Source organism: Siphonobacter sp. SORGH_AS_1065 (genome assembly GCF_030818595.1).
Classification (GTDB): Bacteria; Bacteroidota; Bacteroidia; order Cytophagales; family Spirosomataceae; genus Siphonobacter.
In genome coordinates, this window is record NZ_JAUTAM010000004.1 from 2,915,652 (window position 1) to 2,941,147 (window position 25,496).

The 25,496-nt window shown below is 45.5% G+C and carries 18 protein-coding genes; 10 read left to right on the plus strand and 8 right to left on the minus strand.

What is annotated here, in order from left to right; translation table 11 throughout:
* Positions 1 to 297: 297 nt before the first annotated feature.
* Positions 298 to 2,058 carry an ABC transporter ATP-binding protein gene (locus QE390_RS12715; protein ID WP_106636327.1) on the minus strand — a complete coding sequence of 587 codons (1,761 nt, stop codon included), beginning with the start codon at positions 2,056 to 2,058 and terminating at the stop codon, positions 298 to 300.
* Between the two features lie 178 nt (positions 2,059 to 2,236).
* Between QE390_RS12715 and QE390_RS12720 the strand changes: the two genes are divergently transcribed.
* Positions 2,237 to 3,469: a cation:proton antiporter gene (locus QE390_RS12720; RefSeq protein WP_106636328.1), complete on the plus strand. Its 1,233-nt coding sequence runs from the start codon at positions 2,237 to 2,239 to the stop codon at positions 3,467 to 3,469.
* 67 nt (positions 3,470 to 3,536) lie between these two features.
* Here QE390_RS12720 and rhaT read toward each other — a convergent pair whose 3' ends face one another.
* From rhaT to pdxA, 5 genes are all read right to left on the minus strand, one after another.
* Entirely contained in the window at positions 3,537 to 4,595 is a 1,059-nt protein-coding gene (rhaT, locus tag QE390_RS12725) for an L-rhamnose/proton symporter RhaT (protein WP_307142403.1), read from the minus strand.
* A gap of 643 nt (positions 4,596 to 5,238) precedes the next feature.
* Positions 5,239 to 6,186, minus strand: coding sequence for a hypothetical protein (locus tag QE390_RS12730; RefSeq protein ID WP_307142404.1), 948 nt, complete (start codon positions 6,184 to 6,186; stop codon positions 5,239 to 5,241).
* Positions 6,187 to 6,206: 20 nt separating this feature from the next.
* Entirely contained in the window at positions 6,207 to 6,830 is a 624-nt protein-coding gene (locus QE390_RS12735; RefSeq protein ID WP_106636331.1) for a DNA-3-methyladenine glycosylase, read from the minus strand.
* 78 nt (positions 6,831 to 6,908) lie between these two features.
* Positions 6,909 to 7,787, minus strand: a complete 879-nt coding sequence (locus QE390_RS12740) for a YicC/YloC family endoribonuclease (RefSeq protein WP_106636332.1) — start codon at positions 7,785 to 7,787, stop codon at positions 6,909 to 6,911.
* Positions 7,788 to 7,814: 27 nt separating this feature from the next.
* Positions 7,815 to 9,602: a 4-hydroxythreonine-4-phosphate dehydrogenase PdxA gene (gene pdxA / locus QE390_RS12745; protein WP_307142405.1), complete on the minus strand. Its 1,788-nt coding sequence runs from the start codon at positions 9,600 to 9,602 to the stop codon at positions 7,815 to 7,817.
* A 542-nt stretch (positions 9,603 to 10,144) separates the two neighbouring features.
* Here pdxA and QE390_RS12750 point away from each other — a divergent pair.
* The 6 genes from QE390_RS12750 to QE390_RS12775 all read left to right on the plus strand — a co-directional run bounded on the left by QE390_RS12750 (position 10,145) and on the right by QE390_RS12775 (position 18,159).
* On the plus strand, positions 10,145 to 11,083 hold the full coding sequence (locus tag QE390_RS12750; RefSeq protein ID WP_307142406.1) for an NAD(P)-dependent oxidoreductase: 939 nt from the start codon (positions 10,145 to 10,147) through the stop codon (positions 11,081 to 11,083).
* Positions 11,084 to 11,119: 36 nt separating this feature from the next.
* Positions 11,120 to 12,181, plus strand: coding sequence for an ATP/GTP-binding protein (locus QE390_RS12755; RefSeq protein ID WP_307142407.1), 1,062 nt, complete (start codon positions 11,120 to 11,122; stop codon positions 12,179 to 12,181).
* Positions 12,181 to 12,840: a DUF3226 domain-containing protein gene (locus tag QE390_RS12760; protein ID WP_307142408.1), complete on the plus strand. Its 660-nt coding sequence runs from the start codon at positions 12,181 to 12,183 to the stop codon at positions 12,838 to 12,840. The genes QE390_RS12755 and QE390_RS12760 overlap by 1 nt, the downstream gene beginning before the upstream one ends.
* A 17-nt stretch (positions 12,841 to 12,857) precedes the next feature.
* Positions 12,858 to 15,320 (plus strand): endonuclease MutS2, encoded by a 2,463-nt coding sequence (locus QE390_RS12765; protein ID WP_307142409.1) that lies wholly within the window; start codon positions 12,858 to 12,860, stop codon positions 15,318 to 15,320.
* A gap of 393 nt (positions 15,321 to 15,713) precedes the next feature.
* On the plus strand, positions 15,714 to 17,693 hold the full coding sequence (gene glgB / locus QE390_RS12770) for a 1,4-alpha-glucan branching protein GlgB (RefSeq protein ID WP_307142410.1): 1,980 nt from the start codon (positions 15,714 to 15,716) through the stop codon (positions 17,691 to 17,693).
* 136 nt (positions 17,694 to 17,829) lie between these two features.
* Complete coding sequence (locus QE390_RS12775; RefSeq protein ID WP_307142411.1) at positions 17,830 to 18,159, plus strand: hypothetical protein; 330 nt, start codon at positions 17,830 to 17,832, stop codon at positions 18,157 to 18,159.
* A 66-nt stretch (positions 18,160 to 18,225) separates the two neighbouring features.
* On the opposite strand, the gene QE390_RS12780 is transcribed toward QE390_RS12775, so the two are convergent.
* The gene (locus QE390_RS12780; protein ID WP_307142412.1) at positions 18,226 to 19,677 is read right to left on the minus strand and encodes a RagB/SusD family nutrient uptake outer membrane protein; all 1,452 of its coding nucleotides are present in this window, start codon (positions 19,675 to 19,677) and stop codon (positions 18,226 to 18,228) included.
* Between the two features lie 7 nt (positions 19,678 to 19,684).
* On the minus strand, positions 19,685 to 22,612 hold the full coding sequence (locus tag QE390_RS12785) for a TonB-dependent receptor (protein WP_307142413.1): 2,928 nt from the start codon (positions 22,610 to 22,612) through the stop codon (positions 19,685 to 19,687).
* Positions 22,613 to 23,318: 706 nt separating this feature from the next.
* On the opposite strand from QE390_RS12785, the gene panD reads away from it, so the two are divergent.
* The 3 genes from panD (at position 23,319) to rfaE2 (ending at position 25,357) form a co-directional block, all read left to right on the plus strand.
* Positions 23,319 to 23,669 (plus strand): aspartate 1-decarboxylase, encoded by a 351-nt coding sequence (gene panD / locus QE390_RS12790; protein ID WP_106636339.1) that lies wholly within the window; start codon positions 23,319 to 23,321, stop codon positions 23,667 to 23,669.
* Positions 23,670 to 23,800: 131 nt separating this feature from the next.
* Positions 23,801 to 24,802: a lysylphosphatidylglycerol synthase transmembrane domain-containing protein gene (locus tag QE390_RS12795; protein WP_307142414.1), complete on the plus strand. Its 1,002-nt coding sequence runs from the start codon at positions 23,801 to 23,803 to the stop codon at positions 24,800 to 24,802.
* 72 nt (positions 24,803 to 24,874) lie between these two features.
* Complete coding sequence (gene rfaE2, locus QE390_RS12800; RefSeq protein ID WP_106636341.1) at positions 24,875 to 25,357, plus strand: D-glycero-beta-D-manno-heptose 1-phosphate adenylyltransferase; 483 nt, start codon at positions 24,875 to 24,877, stop codon at positions 25,355 to 25,357.
* Positions 25,358 to 25,496: the final 139 nt, after the last annotated feature.

Here is a 25,496-nt window from a genome sequence, read left to right on the forward strand (position 1 = left end):
ATTGTTATGAGAAGGAGTGATGGTTGGTGGTGACACCAACCATGGCGAAAAAACTAACGTTTTGTCCTATCTACAGTTACCCCGGATTAGCATCCGGGGCTATTCGTATTTAACCCCGCTGGGGTTATTTTCAAAGCCATGGCTGGTGTCTTCACCAGCCATTTTTGTAGTTAGGTAAGGCTTGTTATGAGAAGGAGTAATGGTTGGTGGTGACACCAACCATGGCGACAGAAACGTTTACAAAAAGCTATGGCTGGTGTATTCACCAGCCATAACATAAACCCCTAACTCAAAACCCTACACTAATTCCTTATACTGCATCCGGTGCAAGTTCGCATAATGCCCCTCTTTTTCCAGTAACTCTTCGTGATTACCTGCCTCGACGATCTTACCTTTTTCCAACACCAGAATCTGATCAGCGTTTTGAATCGTGCTCAGTCGGTGGGCAATAACGATAGCCGTTCGGCCTTTCATCAATTTCGTGATGGCATTCTGAATCAGTTCTTCGGTTTCGGTATCGACAGAAGCGGTGGCTTCGTCCAGAATCAGGATGCGGGGGTTACGAACCAGTGCCCGAACGAACGAAATGAGTTGACGCTGACCCACCGAAAGCGTGGCTCCGCGTTCCATAACGTTATAGCTGTAGGTACCGGGTAACTTCTGAATAAATTCATCAGCTCCGACCAGCTTGGCAGCCTCAATCACCTGTTCCCGGGTAATGCTCGGATCGCCGAGGGTAATGTTACGTTCAATGGTATCCGAAAACAGGAAAACGTCCTGCAAGACCACGCCAATCCGGCTTCTGAGCCAGCCTAGTTCATAATTTTTCAGATCGACATTATCAATGAGAATCTGCCCCTTCTGAATTTCGTAAAAACGGCTTAAGAGGTTAATCGTTGAAGACTTACCCGCTCCCGTAGCCCCGACTAAAGCGATGGTTTTACCCGCTTCAACGGTAAAACTAATGTCTTTCAAAACAAATTCCGGTTCATTATAAGCAAACCATACGTTTCGGAATTCTACTCTACCGTGCAGTTCTTCGGGTGTATAGGTACCTTCGTTCTGGGTATACTCATCCGAATCCAGCAGTTTCAGAATCCGGTCGGTACTGACTACGCCCATTTGAAGGGTGTTGAAGCGATCGGCCAGCATGCGAATGGGGCGAAAAAACAGGTTAATGAACATGATAAAGGCCGTAATTGTACCATAACTTGTCGTCAGGCCAATAACCTCTTTCGCTCCGTACCAGACAATTAAACCCGTCGCCATGGCCGAGATGACTTCTGCAACCGGATAATACACCGAGTAATAAAGAATGGACTTAATGTTGGCATCTTTATGCTCTTTGTTGAGAGCTTCAAACTTCTGGTGTTCAATGGGCTCAGCACTGAAAATCTGCACGATACTCATGCCCGTAATGTGCTCCTGAACAAACGAGTTTAGATTAGAAACGGCTGTCCGAACAATATTGAAGGACTTCTTGACTTTTTCTTTGAAGATATAAGTGGATACCAGCATCAGAGGAACGGTACTCAAACTGATCAACGAAAGCCGCCAATCGGTGTAGAACATAACGCTGATAATCAGGATCAACTGAAGAATATCACCGGCAATATTGGCCAGGCCTTCCGAGAAAACGTCGGCCAGGGTTTCAATATCAGAAATGGTGCGGGTGACGAGCCGACCAATGGGGGTATCGTCAAAAAACTTTAAACGCAGGTAAAGGATTTTTTCATAAAGTTGTACCCGAATGTCTCGAATAATGGTCTGGCCTAACCAGCCGGATAAATAACTGTTGGCAAACTGAGTAATACCCTGAACCACCAATACAGCAATCATGAGGGCCATCATGGTAGTTAAGCCCGCGTGATCGTCTGTAGTGATGTGATGATCAATGGTATAACGAATCAATAGTGGGGTTAAAGGAGCCAGAATTGCTCCCAATAATATCAGAGCCACCAGGCTGATAAATCTCCTTTGGTAAGGCTTGATAAACTGAAACAATCGTTTGATGATGTCCCAGTCTACGATCTTACCACTAACTTTTTCTTCCGTCACGTTGAGAAAAGATTATTTTTACTCAAATTAATACTGGCGATACCGGCAAAAGTACTTTGTTAGATCAATAACTAGGGCCGTGAAGCGGGCGGAAGAGACCGACCGCTCTGTATGATTTTTTATGTATGCAACCAGGGATATAGCTACAATCACATTGTCCTCATAAAAGTTTCAGCGAATGAATTCCAATTGGGTTTTGATCATCAGTAGTAGTCTGATATTGATTTCTTATCTGTTCAATTTTATTACAAAGAAAACTAATATTCCGTCGGTATTATTGCTGATTGGCCTGGGAATAGGCATGCGTTTGTTTGCCGATAGCAAAGGGTTTACGCTAGGCCGAATCAATGATATTTTACCCGTGTTGGGAACAGTTGGACTGATTCTGATTGTGCTCGAAGGAGCCATGGAGCTAGAACTCGACCGGAAAAAAAGTAAGTTAATCTGGCAGTCGCTGGCGGCGGCTCTGGGCATTTTGCTGGCTACCGCTTTTACCATGGCCACTCCGCTGGCCATAGCCTACGGGGATTTTCATCGGGGCTTACTCAATGCCGTGCCACTGGCCGTAATCAGCAGTGCCATTGCCATTCCCAGTGTAGCTCATTTGGCAGATCCGCATAAGAAGGAGTTTATTACCTATGAAAGTTCTTTCTCGGATATTCTGGGGATCATGCTGTTCAATTTTGTCTTGGTTAACGACGATTTCACCTGGGGGTCTTTAGGACACTTTTTGGGTGAAGTCGTTTTAATTCTGGTCATGTGTACGCTGGGCTGCATTGTTCTGGTGTACCTCACGAGTCGCATTACCCAGCACGTTAAATTCTTTTTGATTATTGCTCTGTTAATTCTGGTTTATTCACTGGCCAAGCTCTTTCACCTTTCACCATTGTTACTGATTTTGGCTTTTGGTCTGATGATGAACAATATAAATCTGGTGATTCCATCGTTCCTACAGAAATACCTGGCTCAGGAAAAACTGGAGGAAGAGTTACCGATTTTTAAATCCATTACGGCGGAAAGTGCCTTTCTGATTCGAACTTATTTTTTCGTTCTCTTTGGCTTCTCTATTGATCTGGCTTCGCTGACCAACCCCAAAGTCTGGCTGATTGGCGGTATTATGGTAGTGTGTTTGTACGCCATGCGGGCCATGTATCTGAAGTGGATACTTAATATTCCTCTGTTACCAGAAGTATTCATTGCACCCCGGGGTTTGATTACGGTATTAATATTCTTCGGTATTCCGGCAACAATGGTGTTACCGGATTTCAGCGGCGTATTATTATTTACGATCATAGCCACAAACGTTATCATGTCTGGCGGACTTATCTGGTATGGTCGGCAAACGGGCAAAATCATTGCACCGCCCGAATTATCAGATACCAGCGATTTGCCCGCAGTAGGGGAATCATGATCCTTACCGTTTCATAAAAAGCCCCCGGTTACTTCAAATAACCGGGGGCTTTTTGTTTTGGACAGGACTATTCGCTCAGGTAATTACCATAACCTACAATCATGACGGAAAGAATAATAACGCCAATGCCCGTCAGAATGGTGCGGAACGTAGCCGGACGAACGCCTTTCCATTCTTTTAGGTATAGGCCCCAAAGATTAGAGATAATGATGATACTGGCCGTATGCAAAATCCAGGAACTGGCTCCGTTACCCAGTTTACTTTCCCCCATTCCATAGAAGAAGAACTGTAAAAACCAGGTGATACCAGCCAGAGCTGAGAAGATATAGTTGTTTAGTAAAGGCGTTTTTGAATCAGTATAGTTACCGTACGTTTTGTTGCGAATATTCAGCAAAACAGACCAGATGAGGTTAGTCGTCAGACCGCCCCAGAGTACGACAACGAAAATGACGTTATTTTGAAATAAAGGATTACAACCCGCCGCAACGGCCTTGACGGCCATGGGTTTTCCGGCTTCAATCCCGAAGTTAAAACAGGCACTTAGGATACCAGAGAAGGTAGCAACGACGAGGCCCGTCCAGAGGTTAAATTCCTGAATACTGGCTTTCTTTTCTTCCTCAGAAAGTTCACTTTCCTTCATCACCCCTGCTTTGCCACAAATCACAATACCGATTACGCAAACTACCACGCCCAATAATACCACCTGGCCACCCGTAGCGTTCATCATTTGAGTGATAGTGCCCTCGGTAGTGGAAGTGAACAGGTCACGGTAAATGGGAGGAATCAAAGCCCCGAAAACGGAACAGAAGCCTAATACTACGGACTGCCCCAAGGATAAACCCAGGTAACGAACAGATAAGCCAAAAGTAAGTCCGCCAATTCCCCAGAGTAACCCCATCACATACGTCCACAAAAGCGTATCCGAATCAGTACTTTTAATAATCGACATGAAATCTGGGATAGTCAGCCAGGCAGCTACGTAAGGAGCGATCAACCAGGAAAATAAACCGCCAATAATCCAGTAACTTTCCCAGGCCCAAGCTTTCACCCGTTTGAAAGGAATATAAAAACTACCGGAAGCGAAACCGCCAATGAAGTGAAAAATAACACCTAAGAGAGCCTGCATAAATTAAGATGTAGAGGTATACTTAATGCTCAAAGCTAGGGAAGTTCCGGGGTTTTCACCATCCCGTACTGTCAGGGGAATAGGGTTTTTCGTGTGTTTGGTTGAATTTTTCGAGTAATAAAAAATGCCACCTGTCATGAACAAGTGGCATTCCAACGAACCTTCAACCTTTTTCTATACTTCACGCAAAACGAATACGTGTATCTGCACCCGAAAAGAATGCTGTGCAAACTGTAGTAAGAACGCGTAGAAAGGCACGAAGTAATACTTGTGGCTAAAGAGAGTAGATAGAGACGCAGCAAAAAGGGATGAATAACCGCAAAATGTAGAATTTTATACAGTTTCTAAGGTAGAGACGCGATTCATCGCGTCTGGGTTAGAAATGGAGATCGCGAAGGGATAACCTATCGGTTTCATTTTTTCCTCGCAGTCGATCGACTTCAGCCGAGTGACGATAAAACTTGGTAGGCCTCTGACCGATGGTTACAAGCCTGGTTTTGTTGGGAGAAGGGTATTTTCTAAGCAGCCAGGGGTTCGCATTCTGCCGGCCAGAGGCCTATAGCTAGGTAGTCACTCGGCTAGAGCCGAGCGACTGCGGTGGTAGAGACGCGATTGATCGCGTCTGGGTGAGAAACGGAGATGGCTATTCAAACAAAAACTGATAGTTATGTTTTTCCGAGGCAATCGCTCCTAAGTTTTTCTTGAATCGGATTAACCCTTCGTTACGAACACCATTTTCGGTAGAAATACCCAAATCCAGAATCTGATATTGATTAGTAAGGCAATACTGATACAGTCCGGCGTTGACCAAAATTAAAGGACTTAAATCCAGAAATTCAGCAGCGTCGGCTGGGTATAAGGTGTAAAGAATTCTTTCATTAATCCGAACGGTGACCACCAGGGCAGCAAGTTTTCCCTGAAAGCGAGCCGTAAAAACCTGAAAAACGTTTGGTAACTGAGTTACAGATGCGAACAAAGTTTCCAGCGACATGGTCATGGGACGCTGCTTCCGTTCGCGGGCGGCGGTAATAAAAGCGTGAACGATGGCCCAGTCCGGGTTCAGCCATTCTTCAAAATGCAACCCTTCCCGAAGGCTTTTCTTCAAACGACGATGCGTAGAATTGTGTAGAAGGTGGTCAATAGATGGTTCGTTAACGGGAAGATGCTGATTTAGCTCAGTCGTGATGACCGTAAAACCCGCCTGAAGGTAAGTACGGTGTAAGAGAGTGGCTAATTCAGGATTTAATCCATCGGGTAAAGACCTGATCAATAGACGAGTCAGGCCTTGTTTTTTTAAATGATCGAGAACTCCCTGAATAAAAAATAGAAGCGTTTCCGAAGGAATTTCCGGGTAACTTTCAATCCCGCCGAAAGTAGCTCGTCGGGGGCTCATGCCCTTGTCATTAACTATGAAAATGACTAGTCGGGCGTGTGTAAAACCGTCTCCTTTTAATAAAAAAGTAAGCACCTGATCGCCGGGTTGGGCCTGAGTTTTTAGGTGGGATGTTTCGTTAAAAAGAAATCGTTCGAAGAGTGGTTGCGAAACGGTTTCTGGAAATGGATATACATGAATGGAGTAGGTGGAATTCATGGTAGCAAGATAAAAACAAGCTATCCTTTTTTACTAACGAAAGCATTATTTCTGATGTAAAACCGATAGGGCAACTCTACGCCAACCTTAATACCGATACGGGTCGTTTGCACGACTTCAAAATCATGAAGAATCGCTGGTTCGATACGAAGTGGACTGTCCTGAATCATCCAGTAATTCATTTCCTTATGTATGCCCATGGCGTGTACCAGACTGGCCGGGCCTTTGCATAACTGCGTGGGTTTCAACGTTCGTTCGGCGTAAGTTTTTCCGAAAAATTGTTGAATACGCTGCTGGGCAGCAATGCGGCGATGAGCCATCAACTCCAGTCCTTCGGTAGGTTGCAAAGCCCGAATCAATACCGCTTCGCCTATGCCTTCTCCACCACTGGAAATATTTACGCAATAATACTGACCGTAAATCTGATAAACGTAAATCATGCCCACGGGACCAAACATAGGAGCATTCCGGGTGGTTTTGTTACGATAGGCGTGGCAGGCTGGATCACCCGTAAGATAAGCTTCTGTTTCAACAATAATACCCGCCGTACGGCCCTCTGGACTTTCATGGACCAGTACACATCCTAATAAATTTCGGGCTAAATCCAGCGAGGGTTGTTCATAAAATTCGGTTGACAGCGGCATAAGAAGTACTTTAAAAAGGCTAAAAGAAAACGCGGAGTAAGGAATAAAATTCCGTACCCCGCGTTTCTGTAAATCGGCTTATAATACGTTTGCCGTCTGTTCTTTTATCTTTTCGAGATCATCTTTCATTCCCACTACTAAATGCTGAATCGTAGCGTCGTTGGCCTTTGAACCGATGGTATTAATCTCTCGGCCAATCTCCTGAGCCATGAAGCCAAGCTTTTTGCCGTTACCTTCTTTCAGTACTTCCCGGAAGTAATTGAGGTGGGTCTGAAGGCGAACTTTTTCTTCGGCGATGTCGTATTTTTCAACGTAATACACCAATTCCTGTTCAAAGCGATTTTTATCGAAACCATCTTCGCCGAGCAGGTCGGTGATACTCTTGAGTAACCGCTCCCGAACAGCCGGAATTCGCAGGCTATCCTGCTCAGCTACCTGCTTCAAACCATTTTCAATGCCATTGATGCAATCCCCAAAAATGGTTGTTAATACCTGACCTTCCCGGTTTCTGAATTCCTGGCATTCAGTCAGAGCAACGCGAACGGCCTGTAAAACCGTCTGCCACTCGTCATCAGAGGATTCCGTCACGGTTTCCGTATTTAACGCATTGGGCCAGGTCATGGCAATTTTGAACATTTCCAGATCATCGAACGACTCCGTTACGTGGTAAAAACTTTCTCGCAAATCCTGAAAGTAAGTCTTGACCAGAGGGCGGTTCACCGAAACCGAAGCTTCTGCCTGAGCCGTCTTGACGACCTGTACGGAAAGTTCAATTTTACCGCGTTCCAGTTCCGTAGATAACAGGTTACGTAATTCAATTTCCCGGCTGGATAAGCTACGGGGTAATCGACAAAAAATATCTAAACCTTTGGAATTTAGAGTTTTAATTTCGGCAGTAACCTGTAAGCCATCTGCTTCAAGCACGCCCCGACCAAAGCCGGTCATGGATTTTAACATAACAAAACGGATAATAACGGGAACGGCTTATGCTTCAGGGTTCTCGTCTGTTTTAGGTTTAGAGGGCGTTTTTGCAAATAGTAACGACTGCGAGATTTCCAGCAGTTTTCGCTGGGTTTCTTCGGGTGTTTCCTGATTTCGCTGGTAACCCGGTTTGGGTTGACGAGGAGTTTCCCGGCGTTCCTGACGGCTTTGCGGTTCTTCCCGTTTTTCCTGGTTATTCGTATTACGCTGGAAGCGATTTGCACGATTCTGGTTCTGGCGATCTTCCCGACGGGGACGCTCGCGGGGTTGTTGAGAATCTTCCGAATTCGTAGCCGCTGGTGGCGTGGGTTGCTCCGAACGATTCTGACGATCGTTTTGCCGTTCCTGATTCGTATTACGCTGGAAACGATTGTTCCGGTTCTGACGATCTTCCCGGCGGGGGCGATCATTCTGACGTTCCTCCCGACGTGGCTGTTGGGCCTGCGAAGGTGGTTCCGTAACGGGCGTTTCCGCTAGGGTAGGTAAGGTACTTTCGATTACCTCATCAGTCGTAGGCTGAGTTACTTCGATAATCACTTCTTCTGAAGCAGCGATTACCTGTTCTTCGCGAGGCTGACGATCTTCCCGTTTTTGACGCTCTTCGCGGGCAGGGCGATTATCTCGTTTCCGCTCCTCCCGCTGCGGACGCTCTTCCCGACTTTGCGGACGCTCGCGAGGGATCTCATCGTCCAATTTGGGATCGCGTTCTTCTTGGGTCGGGATTTCGATTAGGGGAGGAGTCGCATTAGCCCGTTCGGCCTTATCTGCTTCAATTTCATCCCACTGTTTCCGGTTACGCACGATGTCAAGGGCCGTATAAATGGCATGTAACATCGAGCTGTGATCCGCCAGATTTTTTCCGGCAATGTCATAAGCCGTGCCGTGATCGGGGCTGGTGCGAACGATGGATAAACCCGAAGTAAAGTTAACGCCATCTTCAAAGGCCAGCATCTTGAAAGGCATAAGCCCCTGATCGTGATACATGGCCAGAATGGCATCGAATTTCTTCCAGTTGCTCGCTCCAAAGAAGCCATCGGCGGGGAAAGGTCCGTACACCAGATGGTTATTTTTGCGGTATTGTTCAATAACCGGAATAATGACTTCTTTTTCTTCATTCCCCAGCAGTCCGTCTTCTCCTGCGTGTGGGTTCAGGCCCAGGACGGCAATACGAGGTTTGTTGATTCCAAAATCTTTATGTAAAGACTTGATAATCTGATTGAGTTTCTTGGAAACGGCCTCCTGACTAATGTTGGAACGAACCCTCCCCAGTGGAACGTGACCCGTAACTACACCAATTTTCAGACGTTCTGAAACCATGAACATCAGGTATTCAGAGGACTGAAAAGCTTCCGCCAGATACTCCGTATGGCCGGGGAACTTAAACTCCTCGGACTGGATATTATACTTGTTGATCGGAGCCGTGACCAGAGCCGAAATCAGACCAGCTTTGAGGTCTTCTACCGCTTTGGACAAACTTTGAAAGGCTGCCTGTCCGGCCTCCGGCTGCACCTTACCCGGTTCGACATTGGTCTGACTGTCATCAAAGCAGGTAATCACGTTTACCATTTTATGATTCAACTGATCGGCTGTAGGAGCCGGGTTCAGTTGCCAGTCTTTCATATCGTACAAGTGCTTGTAACGATTCAGAACCCGCATCGATCCGTAAATCACGGGCGTGAAGTGTTTATTGAGGTGATTTCCATGCAAGGCCTTGAGAATTACCTCGGGGCCAATGCCGTTATAATCACCCATACTGATGCCGATTATCGGCTTTTGTGCTTGCTCGCTCATATCATTTCATCCGGTCAGATTATTCCATTTTCTGACGTAAATAAGCAGTTCGTAAAGCGAAGTTACACCATCCACCTAAGAATTAGACCAGTTCGCGGATTTTTCGGAAATTCTAAGCCGAATAAAGGGAGATTGATGTAGTTTGAAAAGGTTTAAACGTTTGAGGTAGTTTGAAAGTTTGAGGAAGTTTGACTGAGCGTTTGATAACTCATTGAAAAGGTTTGAAAGCTACTGAGGACCAGGTTTCACTGAGTATCCAATCAATAGCTAGAGGACACAACGCTCACTTATCTGACGTTCAAAAGCTAATCAAATCACTCAAACAATGATCAAACTTTCAAACTTTACTCAAAACTAAATCAAATCTCCTCAAGCAATACTCAAACCTTCAAACTAGATCAAACCATTCAAACCCAACCCCGATTGCTGGTTTTTTTATAAAATCGAGCGAACTTTGGAGATTGCTATTGAGGTTATCCTAAGCAGGCACTTTACTTTTTGAATGTTATGAAAGCTCAGCTCAACGACTGAGCCCCTTTACCATGAAGAAAATTTTCATTTGTGATGAAATGCACCCCAGTCTGTTTGAAATGCTCGAAACGGCGGGGTTTGACTATAGCTATCAACCTAAAGCCAAACGAGAAGAGATTCTGGAGCAGATTGGCTCCTACGAAGGACTGATGATCCGTAATAAAACGCGGGTGGACGAAGCCTTTTTGCAGGCTGCTTCCAGACTGGAATTCATTGGTAGAGCGGGAGCTGGGTTGGATTTGATTGACAAAGAAGCGTGTGACCGTCATCAGGTTCGTCTCTTTGCTGCCAATGCGGGTAATATGGATGCTGTGGGCGAGCATGCCATGGGCATGTTACTGGCTCTGATGAACCACATTCACACGGCTGACCGGGAAGTACGTCAGAAAATCTGGTTACGCGAAGCCAATCGTGGGACCGAGCTGGGCGGTAAAACGGTGGGGTTGATTGGCTATGGACATAACGGTTCGGCCTTTGCCAAACGCCTGAGTAGCTTTAATGTGAAGGTGCTGGCGTACGACAAATACCGCGACAACTATTCCGATGCCTACGCCGAGCAGGCTACGATGGAGCAGATTTTTGAAGAAGCCGACGTATTGAGTCTGCACATCCCGCTGACGGAAGAGACGAATTATCTGGTGAAGGAAGAATTCATTGCTCAATTCAAAAAGCCATTCTACCTGATCAACTGCTCGCGGGGCGAAATTGTGAAACTGGCGGCGGTTTTGAAAGGTTTACAATCAGGAGCGGTGTTAGGGGCGTGTCTGGATGTGTTGGAAAATGAAAAACTGCACCAGTTACCTGCCGGACCGGATGAAGTTTTTGATACCTTAGTCCAGTTACCCAACGTCATTTTTACCCCCCACGTAGCCGGATGGACACATGAAAGTTACGTGAGAATCAACGAAGTGCTGGTACGGCAAATTGCTGATTCAGTTTTGAATAATTGAGTGAGAGAATGATTGAATAAAATAACTACTTAAGCGATGCTTCATTCCTTAGAAATTAAAAACTACCGAAACCTACGCCATCTGGTTATTCCGAAATTAGGACGGGTTAATCTGGTGATTGGAAAGAATAATACGGGGAAGAGTAGTTTGTTGGAGGCGGTAGCCATTTCAAGATCAAATCACATATTAAATACTCTTACTGGAATACTAGCATCAAGAGGAGAAGAAATTAACTTGAATGATATTGAAAGAGATAGTAAGGTTGAGAAAGTATACTCTTCATTATTTTATAATTCAAATGTTTCGTATTGGGATTATGAATCAGCTATTAAACTGTCTTCAAAAGTTGATGATTATTCGTTGATGATTAGAATAGGATATATGCTGGGTGATTCCAGAACAGGATTTAGTGTTGCTACTAATGAAGAAGATTTAATAAAATACCCGTCAAGAGAAAAGATAATTATTTTTGAAGGTAAAAAGGACAGGAGAACTTATTCATTGACAACTAATAATATATTACGTAATCATTCATTAAATGAAATAGCAACGGATGAGTATAAATATATAGGACCATCACTATCCACTGTCATAAATTCTTTTCTATGGGATATTATATCATTGACAAGTTATAAGCAGCAAGTTATTAATGCATTAGGTATAATTGAGCCTAAGATTTTAGATCTAGATTTTAATAGTAATGGCGAGGTGTTCATTCTGCATGATGAATTAGGTAAGCTACCCCTTAAAAGAATGGGTGATGGTATTAATCGTATCCTTACTATTATTCTAAAAATGGTTACCTGCGAAAATGGCTGCCTATTAATCGACGAATTCGAAAACGGGCTACATTATTCTGTTCAGGAAAAATTATGGGATATTATTTTTCAATTAGCTGACAAATTAAATATTCAGATTTTTGCTACTACGCATAGTGATGATACGATTAAAGCGTTTGAGTCTATTATGAATAGTAATGAAAGCTATAAGGATAGCCAGTTGATTAAATTGATAAACATAGATGGAGATATCAAACAGGAAACCGCCGATGCAGAAGATTTGGAAATAATTGTTGACGGTAATATCGATCCTCGTTAATGAAAATAGAAGAGAAATTTAATCAGAAATTATTAGTTGAAGGGAACGATGATCAACATGTAATCTGGTCTATCTGTGATAAAAATAAAGTTACTGAAAGTTTTGATATTATCGATTGCGGAAGTGATTCTCAATTATTAAGACAATTATCAAGAAGAATTAGATTTAACGCTGATAAGGTCAAAGCGATTGGTATATTACTCGATGCAGATACAAGTTTGCAGAAAAGATGGAATGAGATAAAAAAACAAGTCAAGGATTTAGGTTATGCTTTACCTGATGTTCCAGACGCAAATGGCACCATTATTGAATCTTCCAGTTACTATCCACGTTTAGGTATATGGCTGATGCCTGATAACTTACAAAGTTCGGGGATGCTTGAAGATTTCGCTAAAGTATTAATACCTGAACAGGATCAATTATTAGTGGAAGTAGAAAGAGTATTATCTGAAATAGAAGCAATTCCCCGAAAAGCTATCTATAAAGATGTTCACAAAGCAAAGGCTTTAATACATACCTGGTTAGCCTGGCAGGAAGATCCCGGAACGCCAATGGGTTTGGCTATTACTAAATCGTATCTGAATCACAACCACGAATTAGCCATTCGTTTTGTAACCTGGCTAAATGCCCTTTTTAATCCAACAACAAACAACCAGTAACAAACAACTCAACTACGTTGCTTTATCCTAAAAACATAGAAGAAAAACTCGGATTCGACCGGATTCGTCAGATGCTTAGCGAGGCTTGTCTGTCTTCGCTGGGGCGGTCGTTTGTGGAGAAAATACGCTTTTCTGACCGCTTTGACCAGATTCAGAAGATGGTCGGGCAGGTAGCAGAAATGAAGGAAGTCGTGGCTCACGAGCCCGATTTTCCGCAGTCAAATTACATTGATGTTAACCAGCAAATTGCCAAAGCTCGTATTGAAGGGGCTTTTTTAACCGAAGAAGAATTCTTTGATCTTAAATTATCGCTGCGAACGATTCAGAGCATTCAGCGATTTTTTGAGACTAAAGAAGAACCCAGTTTTCCGCATTTACGGGAGCTGACCACGCAGGCTTTTCAGGAGCGTAAAACAGACGATGACGACAAACCCCGTCGCAGCAAAAGCGATGAATTGTCGCAGTTACTGAAAGAGATTGACCGGATTATCGATGATCGCGGTCGCCTGCGGGATAATGCTTCGGCGGAGTTGCAGCACATTCGCCGGGAGTTAATTGCCGAACAGAGCCGTCTGCGGCGAACGCTCGACTCCATGCTTCGGACAGCTCAGCAAAACGGCTGGGTGCCCGAAGGGGCTACCATGACGGTGCGGAATGGCCGGATGGTAATTCCACTGGTGGCGGAGCATAAACGCAAAATTCGTGGTTTCGTGCAGGATGAATCCGATTCAGGAAAAACGGTCTTTCTGGAGCCTGCCGATGCCTTAGAATCGAATAACGAAATCCGGGAACTGGAATCGCGGGAACGTCGGGAAATTGTGCGGATTTTAATGGAGTTAACTTCTAAAGTCCGGCCCTATACCGAAGAACTCAAGCGGGCCTACACCTTCCTCGGGATTGTTGATTTTATCCGGGCCAAAGCAAAACTGGCTTTGGAAATGGACGCGAATGCCCCGCATTTCGTGCAGAAACCGCTGGTTGACTGGCACGGAGCCCGGCATCCTTTGCTACTGATGAGTTATCAGAAACAGGGCCGGAACGTAGTGCCTTTGCACGTAAAACTGGATCACGAAGAACGGATTTTGCTGGTTTCCGGCCCCAATGCCGGGGGTAAATCAGTAATGCTGAAAACCATTGGTCTGATTCAATACATGTTCCAATGCGGATTACTGGTTCCCGTAGATGATTTCTCTACGATTGGACTCTTCCGCAATCTATTCATGGACATCGGTGATGAGCAGAGTCTGGAAAATGACCTCTCGACGTACTCGTCACACTTAACCAATATGAAGCATTTTCTGCTTCATTCGGATAAGAAAACGTTGTTCCTGATCGATGAATTTGGAACGGGAACCGAGCCGAGCCTGGGCGGAGCCATTGCTGAAAGTATTCTAAACGAAATCAATCGTTCGGGAGCCTATGGCGTGATTAACACGCACTATTCCAACCTGAAAACCTTCGCAGACCGGACGGATGGCCTAGTGAATGGAGCCATGCGTTTTGATGCCGAACACCTGGAACCTCTTTATCAACTGGAGACGGGCAAGCCCGGCAGTTCGTTTGCCTTTGAAATTGGTCGGAAAATTGGATTACCCAAGCCTGTACTTGATGCGGCCCGCCAGAAGCTGGATCGGCATCAGGTTAATTTCGAGAAACTTTCGAAAGAGCTGGAGATCGAGAAAAAGGTATTTCAGGATCGAAATGCTCAGAATTTACAGCGGCAAAACGAACTGGATAAGTTAACCGAACAATACCAGACGCTGAAGAATTACCTCGATACCGAGAAAAAACGTTTACTCAACGAGGCTAAGGCTCAGGCGAAGGAGTTGCTGCGAGAAGCTAATGCAAAGATCGAAAACACGATTCGTGAAATTCGGGAACAGGGAGCTGAAAAACTGGCTACGAAAGAAATTCGTCAGCAGTTAACGGATTTCTCCAGCAAACAGCTCAAGGAAGAAGTGATCGTTCCCCCGAAAGTGGCTCCGGTGAATGAAGTGGAAGTAGTGGGTGGAGTCATTACGACGGGTTCGCTGGTTCGAGTGAAAGGGCAGAATACCGTGGGTGAAGTACTGGAGCTGAAAGGCAAAGATGCCGTCGTAGCGATTGGTGATTTACGAACTACGCTCAAGGTTAATCGCCTCGAAAAAGTGAGCCGTAAAGAATTCAAGGCCGCTACGGGTGAGGAAAAACCCCGGGCCAAGCTGACCGGCGTTGACCTCAATGAAAAAGCAGTAAACTTCTCGTTTAATCTGGACATTCGCGGACGACGTGGCGAAGAGGCCATGGTTGAAGTTGATAATTTCATGGATGATGCCATCATGCTGGGTTATCCTGAGTTACGAATCGTTCACGGAAAAGGAGATGGTATTTTACGCCAGCTCATCCGCAATCACTTGCGTACGTATTCGCAGGTAGGCCGCATGACCGACGAGCACCCGGATCGGGGTGGAGCAGGGGTTACCATTGTTGAAATGAAGTAAGAAGGTCATTACAAGGACAAAATTGTAATGACAATAGTTACGCAGGCTTGTTTGGCTAACCACCTCGAAGCAGTTAACTGGTTAGCCAACTCTGGGTAAAACTAGGGCCACTTGTTTAAGAGAGGGCGGGGTTATTTCGACTCAGAAATAACTTCGCCCCCTTTTATTTGGCACAACCCAGAAGATTCACAGGAAAGTGCTATTTTGCAGCTTTACAAGTGGAAATACTGGTTCAGCGTTTTTAAGTAACCAGACGATCATACAAAGAGAATGATGCATTTTTAACCAAAGCGATTCATTTTAGTTACTTACACTGGAAGTAGAACCTACGCCGGTCGGTAATGCTATCTTTTTCATCCCAAAGATTCGTTTATTCATTTGCAGCCCATCCTTATGGCGAAGTCAAACACTAAACCTCAACCTCAGGAGATTATTCCCGAAGTTTCGGCAGAAATACCTGTAACTTTCAAACCAGTAGAACCCATCAGTCGGTTTACGGAATTTGATATTCATCTGTTTGCTTCAGGCAAACACTTTAAACTCTACGAAAAATTCGGCTCACACGTAATGGAGCATGAGGGCGTAACGGGAACGTATTTCGCCGTTTGGGCACCCAACGCCCGTTACGTATCAGTCATTGGGAATTTCAATTACTGGGATCGCGGAACGCATCGCTTATATGTTCGTCTTGATAGCTCAGGAATTTGGGAGGGATGGATTCCAAACGTAGGCAATGGCGAAGTATATAAGTATTTCATTGTAGCCAACTCGGGCGAAGAAATGGAAAAAGGCGATCCCTACGCCCTGCGTTGGGAAGAGCCACCCTCTACCGCCAGTGTGGTTTGGGATACCTGGTATGAATGGAAGGACTACCAATGGCTGGAAGAACGGGGAGAAAAGAATAAACTGAATGCCCCGATGTCCGTGTATGAGGTGCATTTAGGTTCCTGGCTTCGGGACCCGAACGAACCCGATCGTCGTTTACGCATTCCTGAATTTGCCGATCGTCTGGTGGAGCATGTTAAGGAATGTGGATTCACGCACGTGGAGTTCATGCCCATCATGCAACACCCCTACGAACCTTCGTGGGGTTACCAGATTACGGGGTATTACGCAGCAAATACCAAATACGGTTCTCCGCAGGAAATCATGATGCTAATTGAAAAACTGCATCAGAACGGAATCGGCGTATTGCTTGACTGGGTACCAAGTCACTTCCCCGGCGATTTGACGGGTCTGTATCGATTTGACGGGTCACACTTGTACGAGCACGCAGATCCTCGTCAGGGGTATCATCCCGACTGGAAATCGTATATTTTCAACTATGGAAGAAACGAAATTCGAAGTTTCCTGCTTTCAAACGCCATTTTCTGGCTGGACCGTTACCATGTCGATGGCTTGCGGGTTGATGCAGTAGCTTCGATGTTATACCTGGATTACTCACGGAATGCGGGCGAGTGGATTCCCAATGTCTTTGGTGGAAGAGAGAACCTGGAAGCGATTTCGTTATTCAAGGAACTAAATACTATCATCTACCGGGAGTATCCTGACACTCAAACCATTGCTGAAGAATCAACTGCTTTCCCTGGGGTTTCACGTCCTACTTATACCGGCGGGTTAGGTTTTGGAATGAAATGGATGATGGGCTGGATGAACGATACCCTTAAATACTTCGAAAAAGATCCCGCTTACCGGAAGTACCACCAGGATCAGTTTACGTTCAGCACGGTGTATGGCTTTACAGAAAACTTCATGTTACCGCTTTCGCACGATGAAGTGGTGTATGGGAAAAAAGCTCTGGTTTCTAAAATGCCCGGCGATGAATGGCAGCGTTTTGCAAACCTTCGGTTGCTGTATACGTACATGTTCACGCACTCTGGCACGAAGCTGATTTTCATGGGTGGAGAATTCGGACAAACCAGCGAATGGAATTTCACGCAATCGCTTGACTGGCATTTATTGCAATATGCTCCGCATCAGGGCATGAAAAACCTGATTTCGGAAATTAATGCTCTCTATAAAAAAGAGCCAGCCTTATACGAGAAAAGCTTTACTGCCGACGGCTTTGAATGGATAGATACGCAGGATAAAGAAAACACAGTAGTAGTCTATTCGCGTAAAGGCAATAGCCCGAAAGAAACGCTGGTAATAGCCCTCAACATGACGCCCATTCCGCGTACGAACTACCGGGTGGGTGTACCCATGCAAGGAATGTATACCGAAATCTTCAACTCAGATTCAGTTCGTTTCTGGGGTACGGGTCAGTATGAAAATGGAACGTATATGGCCGAAGAAATTGCTTGGCAGGGTAAAGCTTATTCCATCGGTATCAACATCCCTCCTTTATCAGGCGTAGTGTTTAAAGTATGGTAATGGAGTGTTAATGTTTTGAGTTTTTTGCTTTGAGTTGAATAAGAGAGAGGCTCGGTTCAAGAACCGAGCCTCTCTCTTTAATGCCGCTGCCAGCCTTTTTGCTGGCAGCAATGACTTGGTTACCTTCCACTAGCTTATGCTGCCAGCGAAAAAGCTGGCAGCGGCCACGTTGGCAGCGGCTAGGCCGAGAGGTTATAGCAAAGAAATCGAGAACAGACAAACAGAAAACGAGCTTAAAATCAAGTCTATCTCTTCGCTGCCGCTGCCAGCTTTTTTGCTGGCAGCAATGACTTGCTTACCTTCCAGCTTATGCTGCCAGCGAAAAGCTGGCCGGGCCACGTTGGCAGCGGATAGGCCGAGAGGTTATAGCAAAGAAATCGAGAACAGACAAACAGAAAACGAGCTTAAAATCAAGTCTCTCTCTTCGCTGCCGCTGCCAGCCTTTTTGCTGGCAGCAGTTACTTAGTTATCCAGCTTATACTGCCAGCGGTCAGGTCAAGTGTTCAGGGTAAAGAAAGCCGAAGACGAACAACTATAATGGATTTTGCTTCAGATTCGGGTTCAATACGATTTCTGATTCAGGAATTAAGTGCACGACTTGTTTATCCGTGGGAGGAATCGTTTGCTGGCCGGTTTGGGTGTTGTGATACCCTGGATAATTCCGCACCAAACTTCGGTTATTGCGATACAAATCAAAAGCCCGATGTCCTTCAAAAGCAAGTTCTAACCGACGTTCCTGCAATACGACGTCCAGAACGGTAGCTAAGCCTTTCAGATTACCTGTCGTAAAAAGCTCATTACCCGTCAGCCCCGCCCGCGTGCGGATTTTATTAACGTCTGCAATGGCCTGTTCATTCTGCCCTTTTTTTGCGTACGCTTCGGCTCGATTGAGATACATTTCCGATAAACGTAACACTACGGGAGAACTTAAAGTCGGAATGCCGCCCTGATTGGAAAACTTGGTAATGTAAACCTTATCAATCCCATTTCGCTTTTCCTGAGCACCCGTAGAAGTTAACTTCCGAACCAGAAATGAACGACGTTTATCATTAGAAAATTGATTAATCAAATCCTGATACGCCTGTGAGGCATATACCTCTCCCCAGCCTACGCCGCCCGGCGAGGTATAATACATCGAACCGATGGCACTCCAGGTTCGATCGTCTTTCAGCGTATGCGTTATCGCAAAAATAGTTTCTGGATTTTGCTGATTTTCAAGGGTATAATAATCAGGAACCTGCGTGGGCGTAGCCAAGGTATATCGTCCGCTGTTAATGACTAAATCCGCTTCCTGAATAGCCAGATCGTTTTGGTTTTGATACAAATAAACCCTTGATAATAAGGCGTGAGCTACTGCTGCCGAAGCATAACTACTGGTTTTATCAACCGTCATCAGCGTTGCCGCTTTCTTGAGGTCCGTTACAATAAAGTCGTATACTTCCTTTACCGTAGCCCGGCTGGCGTTATCATCCGGCGTTAAATCCGTTTTGATAATAACTCCGGGATTACTTTCGGGACTTTGGGTATAAGGTCTTCCGAAAAGCCGTACCAGATCGAAATGAATCATGGCCCGCAGGAAAAGATTCTCCCCAAGAATTTGATCCGTTTCCGTCGATTGCCCTTCGCGAACCGCTGTGATCACTTTATTGCAGCCAATAATGGCGGCATAGGCTTTCCGGTAAATCTGTAAGGCATTCGCCTGATCAGAAGTATGGCGATACGTGTAAGTCAGAAACAAAGGATCCGTCGTCGTTCCGCTGAGCGTAATATTATCCCCCTGATACTCATTCATGATGTACAGGTTTCGGGTATAATCCTGTTGCTTGATGATGGAATAGTTACCATCCGTAGCGGCCCGCAAGCCTTGGGTGTTGGTTAATAACTCCGACTCTGAAAGGCCGTCGTAAGGCTTTTTGTCAATGCTGCATGAACTCAGCAGGACCAGACAAAGAGGGAAGATTCGTAAGGTATGAAAAGTCTTCATCGCTGAATTAAAAACTAAGTTGAACACCAAAGACAAACTTTTTGCTGAAGGGATATTTCGTCCCTACTTCGCCCGTGCCGGGAACGTCAGGATCAATTCCTGAAAATTTCGTGAGGGTAAATAAGTTATCCGCCGAGGCCGTCAGGCGAATACCCGCCAGTTTGGCCTTCTGCATGAGTTCTGACGGGAAATCGTAACTCAGGCTAATGTTACGTAACCGCAGGTAATTACCACTTTCAATAAACCGCGAAGAAGGTCGCTGCGAGTTATTATTACCACCCAGCACGTATTTAGGATGCGTGGCGACATCGCCTGGTTGTTGCCAGCGGGACCATCCGTTCGATAAAGCCATCAGGCTGTACCGATCATAAGCTCCGTCACTGTCAAATAACTGGCGGTCGCCGTTGTAAATCATGGCTCCGGTTGAGTAAGTAAAGAAGACGTTCAGCTCCAGGTTTTTCCAGGTAAGAACTTCCCGAATCCCGCCAAATAGTTTGGGGTTCGCATTCGTACCAATGAATTGCAGGGTGGCTTCGTTATAGTTTGTGGTAGAGCTGGTACTACCGTCCGTATTTCGTTTTTCCCAGGTGGGGCTACCCGTTTGTGAATCCACGCCGAGCCAGCGACGGGTGTACCAGCTATTCAGCGGCTGATGCAGAGCAAAGGGGCGTAAGCCATTCGCAACGAACGTGCGATCGCCGTAAAGCTCTGTTAACTCATTGCGATTCATGCCTGCGTTTACTTCCATGAGCCATTTAAAATCCTTTTTCTGGATAATGTCGCCCGAAAGAACGAGCTCCAGACCCCGGTTACGAACGGCTCCGATGTTTTCGGTGATGTAGGCATAACCACTGGTTCCCTGCAAAGGCCGATTAAATAAAAGATTATTGGTCAGTCGGTTATAGACATCGGCGGTGATCGAAAGGCGTTTCCATAGCGTTAGATCTACCCCCAGGTTAGCGTTATTGGAGACTTCCCAGGAAAGATTCGGATTTTCGATGCGAATAGGATAAGCTGAAGGAACGCCCGCGTATTGATCCGTCAGATCATACAAACCCTGAGCGGCATAGTCACTGATACCGTCGGCGTTACCCGTGGTTCCATAACTTGCCCGAAATTTCAGTAAGCTAATGGTTTGATTATTACTTAGAAAAGCCTCGTTACTGGCGTTCCAGGTTAAGCCGACGGCGTAGAAATTCCCGAATTTCTTACTTCGGCCAAACTTGGAAGAGCCGTCCCGCCGGAAAGAAGTCGTTACGATATATTTGTCGTTGTACCCGTAATTAGCCTGAAAAAGATAGGAGGAAAAGGCGTTATCGGTCTTAGTTCCTTCGATGCTTTCGGGCTGGGAGGTGGCATCTAGAATGTCGAGACCCGAGTAAATACCCTTACCCGTTGCTCCGAGCGATTGGTAATAATAGGTTTGGTATTCATAACCCGCCAGTCCGTCGAGGCTGTGACCACCCGCAAACTCATGTTTGAAGCGTAATAAATTAGAGGTTAATAACGTGTAATTCCGACTATTGAACTGACTCAGACGGCCTTGCACGTCAGCCGCACTATTGCCACGGGCATCCTGGCTACTTTCACTGTAATAAATGCTGGTCTGGGCCCGATTGGTTGTAGAAAGCGTTAGCCAGGGTAATAATTCATATTCAGCTTTGAAAAGCAGATCGCCTGCCAGAGTGTTTTCATTGAATTTTTCAAACTGCTGGTTATAAATGAAGTTAGCGTTGTCGCGTCCGTACCAGCGTTTGGCCCCGGTGATAGGATTATAAGGCTGACCTTCGTAATAAGGATCGTCGTAAGGCAAATACGTGTATGCTCCGTACAGCGAACCACCGCTGTTGTCGTACCCACGGGTATACGTTCCGGCGGCATTAACGGTGAAATGCAGTTTATGGGTTACGTCATGGTTGAAGTTCAGCCGTGCTCCGAAACGATCCAGACCCGTTTCTTTCAGAATACCTTCTTCCTGATAATAGTTACCACTCACAAAAAATCGACTTTTTTCTGATCCGCCCGAGGCGTTGAGTTCGGCTAACGTATTAGAAGCCGTCCGAAAAGCCTGATCAAACCAGTTGGTATTCGCATTGGCTTCGGGAGTAGGCAAGAAGTCATTCACATTCTGACCGGGGCGGTCGCGTTCAAAAGCCTGTTTTTGTAGAGCATATAATTCCGGGCCATTCATCAACCGGAAATTTCCCAGACTCAACTGGCCCACGCCTTTATTGAAGCGGGCGGTTACTTTTGTTTTTCCCGCTGCCCCGCGACGGGTAGTTACAACAATGACGCCATTGGAAGCTCTTGCTCCGTACAAAGCGGTGGCGGAGGCATCTTTCAGGACCGTAATGGATTCAATATCACTCGGGTTCGGAATGCCACCGATAACGCCGTCTACCACGTATAAGGGGTCAGAGCTGGCCGTAAGCGTCCCCACCCCGCGGATGATGATCTTGGGAGCACTTCGTGGATCCCCCGAGTTAGTTCCCACCTGCACTCCCGCGGCTTTTCCCTGTAGCATCTGTGAAACGCTGTTGGCCGTTACATCTTTCAGGTTCTTGGGCGTGATCGCCTGAGCCGAACCCGTCATGTTTTTCTGCGTCGTGGAGCTATACCCCATTACCACAACTTCATTCAGTTGCGTATCTGATTTTTGCAGGGAAATGTCCAGCGAAGTGCGATTTTCGACTGCTACAGACAACGTCTGGTAACCCACCGAGCTGAATTCCAGCGTAGCTACCGGACTGACCTGAAGCGTAAACTGACCGTTGGCGTTAGTTGTTGTACCCTGCGTGGTGCCCCGAACCAGAATATTTACACCCGGTAAAGGCTGTCCGGTATCGTCACGAACGGTTCCTGAGAGTGATAACTGCTGAGCGTAACTGCACAGACTTATCATCAGCCCAAGTAAAACAAGGGAGAATTGTTTCATGGTTTTAAGTAGATCAGTGAATAGAACAATCAGAAAAATTGGGATATAATCTTCCCTTAAGCACACTTCTGGATGGGCTTGGTAATGGTACATTTCAAGTACGGAGGCGTGAATGCTGCAGACAGTCAGCACCAGGGTGAAAGCGGAGATACCCATCAGAGCAAAGTTCTATGTGTATCTCCGGTACTAATTAAATAAGGTTTAGAGTAGAGTAATTTCCCGCATTAGTTTTATTAATAACAAAGCAAATGAATGGCAATTGTCAGGTGTTTCTGCTATGAAATTACGAAGCAAAAGACGGAATGCAATAGGCCCTGAGAGCTCAGAAACGGCGAAAAGCAGCTTCGATGAATGTGCAAACGTTTGTTATGGGATGAACAACCGTTTGCACAAATAATAATAATTTTTCGATGCCTACGCTAAGTACAAAGTAGGACTTGGTTATAATCTGGCTGTTTAAGAACTTCCTGAAATAATAGATCTGTTTTAAGAAGATAATGCAGAATAATATTTGGTATCAGTGATTTAAAATAGGTTTTAGAAGGGTTAATGAATGGGCTTTTTATAAATAGGTTCTATTTGATATTAATTTGACTGAATCAAAGTGGATAAGGTCTTTTCTTTAGGCGAATGACTATTCCTGAAAAACTTTACCGAACTTTGCCGGCCCCTGACGCGTTTGGGGGTTTGGAAACAATACACACGAATGTTCCTGACTATTATGAAATCAAAGCTTCACCGCGTTCGGGTAACGCAGGCGGAGCTGAATTACGTAGGTAGCATTACCATTGACCAGGATTTAATGGAGGCTGCTAACCTGCTGGAAAACGAAAAAGTACAGATTGTTAATAACAACAATGGCGAGCGTTTTGAGACATACGTCATTGTTGGCGAACGAGGAAGTGGGACCATTTGTCTCAACGGAGCCGCTGCTCGACGGGCCCAGGTGGGAGATATTATTATCATCATGGCTTATGCTCTGATGACGCCCGAAGAAGCAAAAGTGCATAAGCCAACGGTGGTATTCCCAGATGCTAACAATCGTTTGGTTAAATAAAAAGGAGCTTTTCAGCGAAGAATCTTTTCTTCTGATCATGAAAAGACCGCAAGAGTTTTAGGGCGAGGTGATTCGGAAACGGGTCACCTCGTTTATTTTTGCCGGAAACCTGTCGATAGTAATTAAGAACAATGAAGAAAGCACTTCAATATTTAGTATTTGTAGGCCTGGCTGTGGGCTTGATCTGGTTTGCCATTCACTCCGGCACCATTAACCCGCAGCAGCTTTGGGCGGATGTTTCGCAGGCCGATTTTCGCTGGGTTGGATTAATGATTCTACTAACCTTTGTGGCCCACGGTAGCCGGGCTGCCCGTTGGCGTATTCTGCTGGAACCCATGGGATATACACCTTCGTTCTTTCACACCAATACGGCTGTCTGGCTGGGGTATTTTGCGAATAACCTCGTCCCTCGTCTGGGTGAAGTAACCCGTTGCAGTTCGCTCTACAAAAGCGATGGTATTCCCATTGAAAAGTCTTTGGGAACGGTCGTTACCGAACGGATTTTCGACGTGGTTTCTCTCTTTTTATTACTAGGCCTGAATCTCCTGCTGGACTTTAACCGATTACTGACATTCATTCAGGGGGCAACTTCGTCTACTCCAGAATCGGATTCGGGCGTGCCGGTGTTGATCTGGATTGTATTAGGAATCGTTGTGATGGGAGGAATAGCCGTCTTCTTTCTTTGGGAGCGTCTGCTTCAACTGGCTGTTGTTCAGAAACTTGCCAAGGCAGGCCAAGGGCTGTTATCGGGGTTATTGAGCATCCGCAATCTCCGTCAGCCGGGCTGGTTTCTGTTCTATACCTGCATGATCTGGGGCATGTACTGGCTGATGGGTTACGTTTTGTTTTTCGCCATTCCCAAGTTTGCTGATCTGTCGCCGATGGTCGCCCTAACTACGTTAACGACCGGAGCCTTAGCCATGATTTTGCCTACACCCGGCGGCGTGGGTTCGTTTAATGCGTTTGTAGCTTTTGCCTTGCATTCCATCTATCAAATACCCGAAGCTGACAGCGGTACTTTGGCTACCTTTATCCAAAGTTCGCAAATGATCAGCACCCTGGCGATTGGCTTAGTGTTCCTGGTTGTATCGCTTTTAACGCGGTCTAGCTCGAAAACAATTGCTGAGGAATAGTTATTATAGAGTTACTTAAGGAATCAGAATCGTGATTTAATCCACGAGTATTGTCCATAGAAAGCAAGCCTTATGAATACCGCTTCCAAGATTAAAACCGTTGCCGAAGCCATTCCCCAGTTAGTAGAATGGAAAACGAGCGGACAGAAAATTGTTTTTACTAACGGTTGCTTCGATATCGTTCATTTGGGTCATGTGGATTACCTGGAAAAAGCCCGCAACCTGGGGGATCGTCTGGTACTGGGGTTAAACACCGATGCATCGGTTTCCCGAATCAAGGGACCACTTCGACCAGTAGTTAATGAGTATGCCCGTGCCCGGTTGATTGCTTCTCTGGCTTTTGTGGATACTGTCATTTTGTTTGATGAACCCACGCCAAAAGAGCTGATTGAGGCCATTAATCCTGACATTTTGGTCAAAGGCGACGATTACAGCGTAGAAACTATCGTTGGTTCGGATTTTGTGTTAAGTAATGGAGGAGAAGTGAAAACGATACCTCTAGTACAAGGTTTTTCGACTTCTTCGTTAATTGAGAAAATCAAGAATAACTTTTGATGAGTTTGAAGAAGTTTGATTGAACCCCGGGTTTGATATAGTTGGAGAAAGTATAATCTAGTTGGCTAACTTTCTGTGATTGATTCAAACGTTGTTACATTAGACTCAAACTTCAACCAAAATCAAACCCTCAAACTCA

Bases quoted from the DNA above. Each gene is read 5' to 3' on its own strand.
- pdxA (WP_307142405.1), bottom strand. From the start codon at position 9,602: ATGAGCGAGCAAGCACAAAAGCCGATAATCGGCATCAGTATGGGTGAT.
- QE390_RS12740 (WP_106636332.1), bottom strand. From the start codon at position 7,787: ATGTTAAAATCCATGACCGGCTTTGGTCGGGGCGTGCTTGAAGCAGAT.
- QE390_RS12775 (WP_307142411.1), top strand. From the start codon at position 17,830: ATGCTGCCAGCGAAAAAGCTGGCAGCGGCCACGTTGGCAGCGGCTAGG.
- QE390_RS12795 (WP_307142414.1), top strand. From the start codon at position 23,801: ATGAAGAAAGCACTTCAATATTTAGTATTTGTAGGCCTGGCTGTGGGC.
- QE390_RS12785 (WP_307142413.1), bottom strand. From the start codon at position 22,612: ATGAAACAATTCTCCCTTGTTTTACTTGGGCTGATGATAAGTCTGTGC.
- QE390_RS12735 (WP_106636331.1), bottom strand. From the start codon at position 6,830: ATGCCGCTGTCAACCGAATTTTATGAACAACCCTCGCTGGATTTAGCC.
- panD (WP_106636339.1), top strand. From the start codon at position 23,319: ATGTTCCTGACTATTATGAAATCAAAGCTTCACCGCGTTCGGGTAACG.
- QE390_RS12780 (WP_307142412.1), bottom strand. From the start codon at position 19,677: ATGAAGACTTTTCATACCTTACGAATCTTCCCTCTTTGTCTGGTCCTG.
- glgB (WP_307142410.1), top strand. From the start codon at position 15,714: ATGGCGAAGTCAAACACTAAACCTCAACCTCAGGAGATTATTCCCGAA.
- QE390_RS12760 (WP_307142408.1), top strand. From the start codon at position 12,181: ATGAAAATAGAAGAGAAATTTAATCAGAAATTATTAGTTGAAGGGAAC.
- QE390_RS12750 (WP_307142406.1), top strand. From the start codon at position 10,145: ATGAAGAAAATTTTCATTTGTGATGAAATGCACCCCAGTCTGTTTGAA.
- rhaT (WP_307142403.1), bottom strand. From the start codon at position 4,595: ATGCAGGCTCTCTTAGGTGTTATTTTTCACTTCATTGGCGGTTTCGCT.
- QE390_RS12730 (WP_307142404.1), bottom strand. From the start codon at position 6,186: ATGAATTCCACCTACTCCATTCATGTATATCCATTTCCAGAAACCGTT.
- QE390_RS12755 (WP_307142407.1), top strand. From the start codon at position 11,120: ATGCTTCATTCCTTAGAAATTAAAAACTACCGAAACCTACGCCATCTG.
- QE390_RS12720 (WP_106636328.1), top strand. From the start codon at position 2,237: ATGAATTCCAATTGGGTTTTGATCATCAGTAGTAGTCTGATATTGATT.
- rfaE2 (WP_106636341.1), top strand. From the start codon at position 24,875: ATGAATACCGCTTCCAAGATTAAAACCGTTGCCGAAGCCATTCCCCAG.